The 10,071-nt window shown below is 70.9% G+C and carries 10 protein-coding genes; 5 read left to right on the top strand and 5 right to left on the bottom strand.

Features of this window, described 5'->3' with window-relative positions; all coding sequences use genetic code 11:
• Positions 1-14: 14 nt before the first annotated feature.
• Both ACFY32_RS30015 and ACFY32_RS30010 read right to left on the bottom strand, forming a co-directional pair.
• Entirely contained in the window at positions 15-692 is a 678-nt protein-coding gene (locus ACFY32_RS30015; protein WP_390675923.1) for a class I SAM-dependent methyltransferase, read from the bottom strand.
• Between the two features lie 242 nt (positions 693-934).
• Positions 935-1,273 (bottom strand): hypothetical protein, encoded by a 339-nt coding sequence (locus ACFY32_RS30010; protein WP_390675922.1) that lies wholly within the window; start codon positions 1,271-1,273, stop codon positions 935-937.
• 68 nt (positions 1,274-1,341) lie between these two features.
• Here ACFY32_RS30010 and ACFY32_RS30005 point away from each other — a divergent pair, with 68 nt between their 5' ends.
• The 3 genes from ACFY32_RS30005 to ACFY32_RS29995 all read left to right on the top strand — a co-directional run bounded on the left by ACFY32_RS30005 (position 1,342) and on the right by ACFY32_RS29995 (position 4,381).
• Positions 1,342-2,022, top strand: a complete 681-nt coding sequence (locus ACFY32_RS30005) for a formylglycine-generating enzyme family protein (RefSeq protein ID WP_390675921.1) — start codon at positions 1,342-1,344, stop codon at positions 2,020-2,022.
• Between the two features lie 108 nt (positions 2,023-2,130).
• The gene (locus ACFY32_RS30000; RefSeq protein ID WP_390675920.1) at positions 2,131-3,450 is read left to right on the top strand and encodes a hypothetical protein; all 1,320 of its coding nucleotides are present in this window, start codon (positions 2,131-2,133) and stop codon (positions 3,448-3,450) included.
• Positions 3,451-3,580: 130 nt separating this feature from the next.
• Complete coding sequence (locus tag ACFY32_RS29995) at positions 3,581-4,381, top strand: GNAT family N-acetyltransferase (protein ID WP_390675919.1); 801 nt, start codon at positions 3,581-3,583, stop codon at positions 4,379-4,381.
• Positions 4,382-4,438: 57 nt separating this feature from the next.
• Here the strand turns inward: ACFY32_RS29995 and ACFY32_RS29990 are convergent, their stop codons facing one another.
• Entirely contained in the window at positions 4,439-5,548 is a 1,110-nt protein-coding gene (locus ACFY32_RS29990) for a B12-binding domain-containing protein (RefSeq protein ID WP_390675918.1), read from the bottom strand.
• Positions 5,545-7,086 (bottom strand): PP2C family protein-serine/threonine phosphatase, encoded by a 1,542-nt coding sequence (locus tag ACFY32_RS29985; protein ID WP_390675937.1) that lies wholly within the window; start codon positions 7,084-7,086, stop codon positions 5,545-5,547. Before ACFY32_RS29985 ends, ACFY32_RS29990 begins: the two co-directional genes overlap by 4 nt.
• 393 nt (positions 7,087-7,479) lie before the next feature.
• Here ACFY32_RS29985 and ACFY32_RS29980 point away from each other — a divergent pair, with 393 nt between their 5' ends.
• Complete coding sequence (locus tag ACFY32_RS29980; RefSeq protein WP_390675917.1) at positions 7,480-7,821, top strand: plasmid stabilization protein; 342 nt, start codon at positions 7,480-7,482, stop codon at positions 7,819-7,821.
• A gap of 161 nt (positions 7,822-7,982) precedes the next feature.
• Here the strand turns inward: ACFY32_RS29980 and ACFY32_RS29975 are convergent, their stop codons facing one another.
• Positions 7,983-9,245 carry a cation:proton antiporter gene (locus ACFY32_RS29975; RefSeq protein ID WP_390675916.1) on the bottom strand — a complete coding sequence of 421 codons (1,263 nt, stop codon included), beginning with the start codon at positions 9,243-9,245 and terminating at the stop codon, positions 7,983-7,985.
• A 424-nt stretch (positions 9,246-9,669) separates the two neighbouring features.
• On the opposite strand from ACFY32_RS29975, the gene ACFY32_RS29970 reads away from it, so the two are divergent.
• Complete coding sequence (locus tag ACFY32_RS29970) at positions 9,670-10,038, top strand: STAS domain-containing protein (protein ID WP_390675915.1); 369 nt, start codon at positions 9,670-9,672, stop codon at positions 10,036-10,038.
• The last annotated feature ends 33 nt before the right edge of the window (positions 10,039-10,071 follow it).

The following is a 10,071-nucleotide window of genomic DNA, read 5'->3' as shown; positions in this document are numbered from 1 at the left end:
CTTGCCGAGGCGCGTCAGCGGGCGGGCACTTCCGCCTCGAACACGGCTGCGCAGCCGTATACTCGCAGGCCGAAAAGCGGGAACCGGGCCGCGAGTACCGACCGCAGATCAGCGAGGCTGTCCCGCTGGTTATGGAAGAAGCCCCTGCCATTGAACAGGGCCAAAGCCGCGCGTGCCTGGAGCGTTACGGGCACGTCGACAGTGAGGATGGTGCTGCCGAACACGTGGCCGCCGGGCTTGACGCAGGCGGCCAAGTGGTCAAGTACGTGCCCCGCCTTTTCTGGTATGGCACCTGGCAAGCAGTGCAGCAGCATGGTGGCGGCGGCTGACCCGAACGTGTCCGGTTCGAAAGGCAGCGGTTCCAGCGCGTTGACCCGCTGGAGGGTGGGCTTGTAGCGCGCCAGCCGTGACATCGTGTAATCGAGACTGTACGGATTCAAGTCGGCTAGGGTGATCCGCTGGTCGTTGCCAGGCTTCTGGCACCGGTCCAGCAGGTAACCGGTACCGACGCCCAGATCGAGATGATTCGGCGCCAGGTTCCGCTCGTACAGGCTGAGCAGATGGGCGACAGGCACGCGCCAGAAGTACGGGCAGGTGACCCGGTAGACTGCCAGGTCATATAACGCCAGCGTCCAGGGCCGGTACACGGCCTGGCCTGCTTCTACCTCTGGATCAAGGGCATCGCTCGGCATGTCACGCCTTACCTCCTGAGGTCGGGACGTTCATGAGTGCCTGCCTTTCCGCGACGGTGAGGTCGCGGAAGCCGCCCGATGGAAAATCCGCCGGCACTTGCCACGATGTCTCACGCGGTGCCAGCGGAACTAGCGCGCCGCCACGGCAACGTGTTGAAGCCGAATCGGTGTTGAACCGCTTTGAGTCTCGTCGAGACTCCGATGTGCCCCGTGATCCGTCGAGTCGGCATGCTGGTTTTAGGCTAGGGGCTTGAGGGGCAGGGCACCAGGGCCTTTGAGAAGTGATCTTTTGTTCGGTTTCGTAAGGCCAGCCCGAGGGCGGTGCGGGGCCGTAGGCGGCGGCTGGTGCGGCGGAGGGCGGCTGCGATATTGGTGCGGCCGTCCTGGCGGTGGATGCCGACAGCGAGGTTACGCAGGCCGGCCATGACGCGGGGCGGCAGGTTCTCCGCGGTGTTGAAAGTGAAGGCCGCCAGCATCAGAGCCACGAGCACCGCCAGCGCGTGCCAGGGAGCCGGGCGTCCGGTGACCGCACCGCTTCTTCCTGCCGTCGCCCGTCGCGCCTGATCGGTGGCACCGTCCATGGGGGTACCTCACCGGGCTCGTCGTTCCCGGCGCAACCGAATTCGCGTCCCGTTAGGATCTCCTGATCATGGACGTGATGACGGGAACCGAGATGATCACCATCCCGCCGGGGCAGGTAACCCTGTCGGACCGGCGGACGCAGCGCAGTTGGTCGGTCGAACTCGCGCCCTACCGGCTCGCCGCGACCCCGGTCACCCAGGCGTTGTACACGCAGATCACAGGGCGCCGGCCGAGCGCCGCCCCCGGGGACCAGTTGCCCGTCGAGTGCGTCTCCTGGTGGGACGCGGTGCGGTTCTGCAACGCTCTGTCCCGACATGTGGGCCTCACGCCCGCCTACCGCTTCCGTGCCGAGGCCGAGGCCGAGGATATCGAGTGGGACGTCTCCGCCGACGGGTACCGGCTGCCGACCGAAGCCGAGTGGGAGCACGCCTGCCGTGCCGGGACGGCCGGACCGCGCTACGGGGAGCTGGACGATATCGCCTGGTACCGCGGCAACTCGCACGAGCGCATCCGCGAGGTGGGCGGCAAACGCTCCAACCCATGGGGGCTGTACGACATGCTCGGCAACGTCTGGGACTGGTGCTGGGACATCTACGACGCCGAGGTCTACGGCGCCTACCGAGTGCTCCGTGGCGGTGGCTGGTTCGATGAGCACTGGAGTTGCCGGGCCTCCGCACGACGCCGCAGCCACCCGACCTTCCGGGTCGATGACGTGGGATTCCGCGTCGCGCGTTCCATCGTGCGCTGACCCACGTCGTGTGCGAGAGCGAGGGCCACTCCTCCTGAAGTACGACCCGGCCGCCGCGGCAGCCCCAGCACTGTGAAGCCCCCCGGTGGTACGGGAGATGATGTCCGAATGACACTGCTGCCGGTCACCGTCCCCGCGTCGCTGCTGAGCATCCACCGCCTCGACCCCGAGAGCGGGGAATGGGGTCTCAGGGTCGATCACGCGGTGGCGACGGCAGCCGGCGAGACGTACGTGCTGACCGGGCTGCGCCGCTATCGAGGGCACGCGGTCGGGTCGGCCGATCCCGCCGAGCAGAACTTCGGGTACCAGATGATCACCCGTCACGGCGTGGACGGAAAGCCCGCCGCCACCGCCGTGTTCGGACAGGCGGTGCCGGGCGGAGCCCCGTCGGCCGTACCGGAGGGCGACGGGGCGACCCTGGCCGTCCTGCCGGACGGTGCGGTCGCCGTCAGCTCCCAGCCCGGCAGCACCTACCTTCTCTCCCCGGACCTGGACAAGGTCCTCGCGTCCTGGCCGATGTCATCGGGGTGGGGGAAGGAGGAGGGCCCCGGGGAGGACCCGTTCGCCGCGTCGATCGCCGTCACTCCCGCGGGACGGCTGCTGTGCATGATCTCCGAGTACGGGCTCAGCGACTGGGCCGACGCCCACCCCAACCTCGTCGCCGTCTCCGGCCCCGGCGCCCTCCTCGGTCCAGGTCACAAGCCCGTGCTGCGCGCCATCGCCACCCTGGACGCGCGCACCGACCGCCAGAGCGACGCCGGCCGTCACGCGCACGTGCGGTACGGCGACGCGCCGGTGGGGCGCGGCAACCGGCCCTCGCCCTCGCTGACCGAGGCCCTGTCGGAACTCACCGGGACCAGCGGAAATCTCCACGGCTACGTCGATTCCACGATGACCCGCCCGGCGGCGCTCGGCGACGACCTGTTCGTCGTCCCGGTCTTCGGGAAGACCTACCGCTCCAGCAACCGGGGTCAGGAGTTCAGCTTCGCCCTCGTCGACGACCGCGGGGTGGTGCGGGGTCGGCTGGGAGGTCTGCACCTGCGCGACGACAGCCCGTTCACCGGCTTCGACTTCACCGTGGTCGCCGACCCGCACCGTGGCCGCGCCTTCCACCTCAACCGCTACGGCCTGTACGCGTGGAGCGCCGACGGGGTGCTGCGGGCCCGGATGTCCACCGCGGACAGGGCGTTCAAGCCCCTCGTCCACTTCGCGCTTCTTGAGTGCACCCCCGCGGGGGAGTTGCTCCTCGCACACCGCAAGCAGCACCTGCTGCTGCGCGTAACGGTGCCACTGGACCTCGACGAACTGGCGGCGGCGGTGGAGGCCGCGCTGAAGGGCTACGGGCGCGAGCGCACCGCGCTGAAGAGGGAGTACGCCCCTGTGAACTGGCTGTGGTCGGACGACTCGGCTGGGGTCAGCCATCTCTGACGTCCCCCGCGTCCGTCGTCCGTGTAGATCGTCGCGGTTGCGCTTCGCGCGGTCGCGCGAACTCGGGACCGCTTCCTTTCGTTGAGTCCTGCGACAGCTCTCGCCGTACACGACCGTTTGAGGAGTCTCAGTGACGGATCTCGCGGACTCGATCGAATCGATGGAACAGCTCGCCACGGTCTGGCGGGCGTTGGTCCTCGACCGTGACCCCAGGGCAGACGTACGTGACCTCCCGGGCATCGCCGTCCGCTGGGCGGACTGCCGCTTCGCCTTCTGGAACTGTGTCACGCTGACGGAGGTGCAGGCCGACGCCGCCCTCGTGGCCCGGCGCACGGCCGAGGCGGCGGAGATCATGCGGTCGAAGCGGCACCCCGGTTTCCTGTGGCTCTTCGAAGACCTCCTGGACGAGGGGGCACGCGCCGCCCTGGACGACGCCGCCGAACGGGCGGGCCTCCGACTCGCCTTCCCCGGCACCGGCATGGCCGGGGACCTGCTGCCCGTACCCGACCCCGTTCATCCCGACCTGACGTTCGTACGGGTCCGCACCGACGACCACCTGACCGCCTACGCCGACCTCAACTCCCGTGCCTACGGTTTCTCCCTGGACGAGGGCCGCGACGGCCTGGCCGGCTCCGCCCTGTGGAAGGACGGCGTGTACGCCTACCTCGGCCTGCGGGACGGCGTACCGGTGACGTGCGCGGGGGCCGTGGAGGCGGACGGCCGGCTGTTCGTCGCGCTGGTCGCCACGGACCCCGAGTGGCAGCGGCGGGGTTACGGGGAGGCCGTGACCAGGAAGGCGCTGCACGAGGGTGCGCGGGCCACCGGGCTGACGCGCGCCACCTTGCACGCGACGCAGGCGGGGGCGCCGGTCTACCCGCGCATCGGCTTCCGACCGAACTCACCCATCCGTTTTTACGGACTGGACGGCTGACGACCCAGCAGGCCGCCAGCGTGAGGCCCGCCTTGTGTCGAAGACCGGGATTCGTTCTCAGCGGCGGGCGGTGAGCGCGGTGCGGCCGGCGTCGAGGTGACGGCGGGCGCGGGGGAAGTCGAGCAGTTGGTCTTCCAGCAGGTCCAGGGCCGGCAGCAGGGAGCGGTCCGGGACACCGCGGGCGGTGAGGACGTCCGCGGTCCAGGCGAGGAAGCCGGCGAACAGGTCGGAGTCGTCGACGTACAGGGCGGCGGCGAGGAAGTCCACGATGTGGGCGATGTCCTCGGCGGTGCGTTCGCGCTGGTCGTCGTCGTAGTGGGCCATGGCGGGGAAGCGCTCCCGCAGGCGCTGCAAGGTCTCGCGGACCAGGGTGCGGGATGCCTGGGTGACCAGGGTGTATTCCTGGTCGGCGAGATGCGGCAGGTCGTCGGCCACCTGATGGGGCGGCCCGGGTGCGGGCAGGGGGCCGGCGGCGAGCCGGTCGGCGGCGGCGCGGGCGTCCGGCGCCCAGGCGTCGGCGCGCAGTTGGCGGGCGTAGCGACCGTCGGCTCCGAAGGCGAGGCCACCGACCATGACCGGTGTGCCGACGGCCTGGACGGCGGTGATGGCGGCGTGGGCCAGGGGCAGGCGGGTGGACAGCGCGGCGGACAGGCAGACGGCGTCCGCGCCGGTGCGGTGGATCTGTCCGATCAGGTGGGCTGTGGGCACCTGGGCCCCGAGGTAGGTGACCTGCCAGCCGCGTAGCCTGAGTGTCTCGGCGAGCAGGCGTGCGGGCAGGGCGTGCCATTCCTTGTCCACGCAGGCGACCGTCACCTTGCCGACGAACGTGTCGGGGCGCTGGACGGGCAGCGCGGCGATGACACGGTCGTTGATGGCGGTGGCGGCGTGCTCGTCGGCGACGCTCATGCGGTCGGCGGCCCATTCGATGCCCACCTTGTGCTGGACGGCGCCGATCACTTCGAGAAGGACCGTCTCCGCCGCCAGGCCGGCGTCCAGGGCGTCGGTGACGACGCCGAGGGCGGCGTACTCGTCCGCCGCCCGTACCGCCGTGAAGAGCTTGTCCGCCCATCCCCCGGCCCGCTCGTCGCCCGGGGAGGGGGCGAAACGGGCGCCGATGCGGTGCCGGCCGGGTTCCTGGCCGGGGCTGGAGGTGGAGGTGTCCGTCATGTTGTGTATCTGCCCGCGGTCGTGCCGTCCACGGCACTGAGGTGCGCGCCGCGCGGGGCGGTGATGGCCAGGACGGCGATGTCGTCGTGGCTTCCGTCGCCGATCCATTCGTCGGCGAGCATCTGCACGCGCTCGACGACGGCCTGGGCGGGCATCCCGGCATAGCCGCGCAGAGAGCGCTGCAGGCGCTCTTCACCGAACATGGTGTCGCCCAGCGGGCCGCCCCTGGCCTCCGTGACGCCGTCGGTGTAGAGCAGACAGGTTTCGCCCGGCGCGAGCCGCAGCTCGGCGGTGCGGGTGGCGATCTCGGGCAGGACTCCGATCAGGCTGCCGCCGGTGTCGGCCTTCTCCACGCTGCCCTCGCGGCGCAGGATCAGCGGCGGGGCGTGGCCGGCGGAGGTCAGGCGCAGCAGGACGTCGCGCTCCTCCCGGCGGGCGGACGCCAGGACGAGGGTGACGAAACGGGTGGAGTGGGCGTTGCGCAGGGAGTTGTTGAGCAGTCGCAGCATCCGGCCGTGGTCGTCTCCGAGCGGAAGCAGGGCGTGCAGGGTGTTGCGGATCTTGCCGGTGAGGACCGCGGCCTCCAGGCCCTTGCCGGCCACGTCGCCGAGCACGGCCAGGGACTCCGAGCCGTGCTGGGTGGCCGGGTGGACGTCGTAGAAGTCACCGCCGACACGGTCGGTGTCGACGCTGGCCCGGTAGCCGCCGGCGAACTCCACCCCCTCCACCTCGCGCAACGTGGGCGGCAGCAGGTCACGCATGAGGATGTCGGTGATCGCGCTCTGCTCGGCGTACAGGCGCGCGGCGGACATCGCCGCGCCGGCCCGAGCGGCGAACAGCCCGGCGGACGCCTCCTCGGACTCGCTGAACGCGGCCCGCGGGGCCCGGCGCAGCAGGACCAGCGCACCGGCCGGCACGCCGTGGCCGGGAAGCGGGGTGATCGTCAGCGAACCGACCTCGCCGAAGCCCTCGGGAACCATCCAGTCGGCAGCGGCGGCGGGGTCTATCCAGCGGGAGGGCACCGGCGGGAAGCCCCGCAGCGCCTCCGGCAGCCCGGGGACGTTTCCGACATCGCTGGAGACGGTGGAGTGGACCAGGCGTCCGTGCTGGTCGCAGAGGACCATCGGCAGTCTCTTCGCCGTGGTCGGCGCGATGACCAGCGCCGCGTCGGCCAAGTGCTCCGCGGCCAGACGCGCGGTGACCTCCATGCATCGCTGCAGGTTCAGCGACGCGAGCAGGGCGCTGGACGCCTCGGTCAGGAACCGGGTGCGTTCGCGTTCGGCCTCCAGTTCTTCGACGGCCGACCGGTAGGCGGTCTCCTCCACCAGCCACCACACCGTGTCCCCGTCCGCGAGCGCCGACGGCCGCGCCGAGAAGAACCCCTCCCCCACCGCGCCGCTGACCGAGCCGGTGCCGGGAGCCGCGGCGGCGAGCCAGCCCGGCGCCGACAGCGCCTCACCGACGCGGGCCCCGGGCAGCAGCACCCGCGCGGCGTCGTTGAGCTCCGCGACGCGCCCGGCCGCGTCCATCACCACCATCGGGTGAGGGTCGGCGGCGGCGCCCGCCACGGGTGCGGTGCGAGCGCGGGGCATATCCGGGGAGGCAGGCATGAGAAGGGCACCCTCCAAGGGGGTAGGCCCTCAATCTGCCTTAAGGGCGGTACGTGGCGGTCCGACGGCAACGGTCACGCATGCCCGGCCGTCCGTGCAACCTTGGAACCGTGACCTTGTTCACCTCGATGCACAGCGACTCCAAGGCAGCCGCCGCTCCTGCTGTCTTTTGCGAAAACTTACGGAGGGCCGATGACATCGTAACGCTTCGGCCATGCGGGCTGTCCGGACCGGCCGGGATCGTTTGGCCACCGCGGCGCAGGCAACCCGTTCCGGCGGCCATCCGAGAGTCGGACGACCGGCATCAGGAGGAGACGCGCCATGCCTGCAGGAGCCAGCGCCAAGCGGGAACGTCAGTACGAGCACATCAAGGACAGCGCTGAGGACCGCGGAGCGTCCGAGGGCCGGGCGAAGGAGATCGCCGCCAGGACCGTGAACAAGGAGCGTGCCCGCTCCGGCGAGGCGAAGTCCGCCAGCAGCAGCTCCACCAAGGGCAAGTCGCCGTCGCAGCGCGGCGGCGAGAAGTCCCGTTCCTCGCGCGGCGCGGGCTCGGGCGGGGGCCCGACGCGGGAGCAACTGTACGAGGAGGCGAAGAAGAAGGGCGTCGAGGGCAGGTCCACGATGAACAAGGACCAGCTCGCCAAGGCTCTCGGCCGGAACTGATCCCCTCCTCGCTCCTCGCGCTCCGCGTCAGCCCTTGCCGTCGCGCGGCAGGGGGCTTCCGCTTCCACTTCGTCGTGACGCGAGTCACCCGGTCGCTACAGCCGCATCGCGAGAGCGGCGCCGGAACGCGGCCTCGGCGCAACGTCGTACTCGTGGCGGTCCTACGAGCCCGCGGGCGTGGTTCCGCGCAGCCGGTCCAGGCGTTTCACGACCGGGCCGGCCGTGACGCCGTGCAGCACGACGGAGGCGAGGACGGTGAACGTCACCACCGCCCACAGCTCCCGCGCCGGTACGGGGAAATCGTGCTGTCCGAGGGCGTAGGCGAGGTAGTAGAGGGAGCCGATGCCCCGGATGCCGTAGGCCGCGGTCACCCAGCGCTCGCTGTGCCGCATCCGGGTGCCGAGCAGGCCGGTCCACCCGGACAGGGGCCGGATCACGAGCAGCAGGATCAGGCCGGTGGCCGCTCCCCGCCACGTCAGCGCGTCCAGACCGCCGAGCGCGATGAAGGCTCCCACCAGGAACAGCAGCACAGCGGTGAACAGACGCTCGACTTGTTCGATGAAGTCGTGCAGGACGTTGTGGAAGCCGTGAGCGCGTTCCTCCGCGCGGATGGAGCAGGCGGTGACGAACACGGCGAGGAAGCCGTAGCCGTGCAGCAGCTCGGTCACGCCGTAGGCCAGGAAAGTGGCGCCCAGGGCCACGAATCCCTCCCGGTGCTCGGACAACCGCAGCACCGGTGAGCGGGTCTGGAAGAACAGCTTGCCGAGCGAACGGCCGATCAGCCAGCCGCTCAGCAACCCGATCGCACTCTTGAGGGCGAGGTCTTCCAGCGCCCACCCGCCCATCCAATCGGCGGACCAGCCTGCCCCGGCCGCGGCCGCCAGGGCGACCGCCGCGTAGGTGAGGGGGAATGCCAGACCGTCGTTCAGGCCCGCCTCGCTGGTCAGAGCGAACCGCACCTCGTCCTCGTCGTGCTCGTTCTCGGTCGGCTCCCCCACCCGGACTTCCGAAGCGAGCACCGGATCGGTCGGTGCCAGCACCGCGGCCAGCAGCAGTGCCGCCGCGGGCGGCCAGTCGAGCAGCCACCAGGCCGTCAGGGCGGTGCAGACGACGGTCAACGGCATGGTGACGCCCAGCAGCCGCCAGGTCGCGGCCCATCGCCGCAGGCCCATCGGCCGGTCGAGCGCCAGTCCGGCGCCCATCAGGGCGACGATCACGCAGATCTCCGTGATGTGCTCCACCATCAGCCGGTCGTCCACCGGGTCGATGACCGGCAGCGGCAACGGCAGCAGATACACGCCGATGCCGGCCCCCAGGAACACGAGGGGAAGCGACAGCGGCCTGCCGACGACCACCCGCGGCAGTACCGCCGCGAGCAGCGCGCCCGCCCCGAGCCATGCCAGCACGGCGTCGCCTATCGTCACCGCGCCGATTCCCCCTCGATCGAGTCCGTCCGTGGTGGCCGAGGCTGTGCATGCGGGAGGACGGCCCCCGGCCGCTCCCGTCATCCGGCTCTCGGCTGCTCCGACGTAACCCCCCATACCCTGCATTCGCCCTTGATCACCTGCGGACGACGCACCGGTACCCGACCTGTCCTGCCCCCGCCGCAGTGCTGCGGCCTCGGTTTCCGGGACGCCGGACCCCCCGTGACGGACCCGCCTACCCCGACGACCGCACCCCACCCCGGTTCGAGGAGTCCCGGCCGGGGGGCGGCTTCGGCGGACGGCCACCGGCCTCTGCGGTCACCGGGTAATCTCCTGGTCATGCGGGAAGTACCGGAAGGGAGCGACGCCGTGGTGCGCGCTCCTCGCGTTCCCGCCGTACACGATCGTCAGGACAGGAGGAGCGGTGACCGACCACCCGCTGACCGTCACCCGTGAGGTCGATCCGTCCGGCGCCATCGTGCTGGCGGTGGCCGGGGACCTGGACTACAGCAACGCGCAGCGGCTCACCGACGCCGCTGACCTGGTCGCCTTCGAGGCCGGCACCCATGTGGTGCTGGATCTGTCGCGGCTGACCTACTGCGACTCGACGGGCATCACGGTGTTCGTCAACATCCACCGCCGCGCCGGGGCGGGTGGCTCCCGGCTGGTCCTGGCCGGGGTCGGCGCCGACCTGATGCGCGTCTTCCGTATCGTCGGACTCGATCAGATGTTCGTCTTCGAGCCCTCCGGCCGGCAGGCAGCCGACGCCACGCGTCCCCGGGAAGACGCCTGAGGCTCCTCGCTCCCGCTCGCCCTCTTGGGCCCG

The organism is Streptomyces sp. NPDC000134, from assembly GCF_042899225.1.
Lineage (GTDB): Bacteria > Actinomycetota > Actinomycetes > Streptomycetales > Streptomycetaceae > Streptomyces.
Note: the sequence above shows the minus strand (reverse complement) of the source record. Positions and strands in the feature narration are given on the sequence as shown.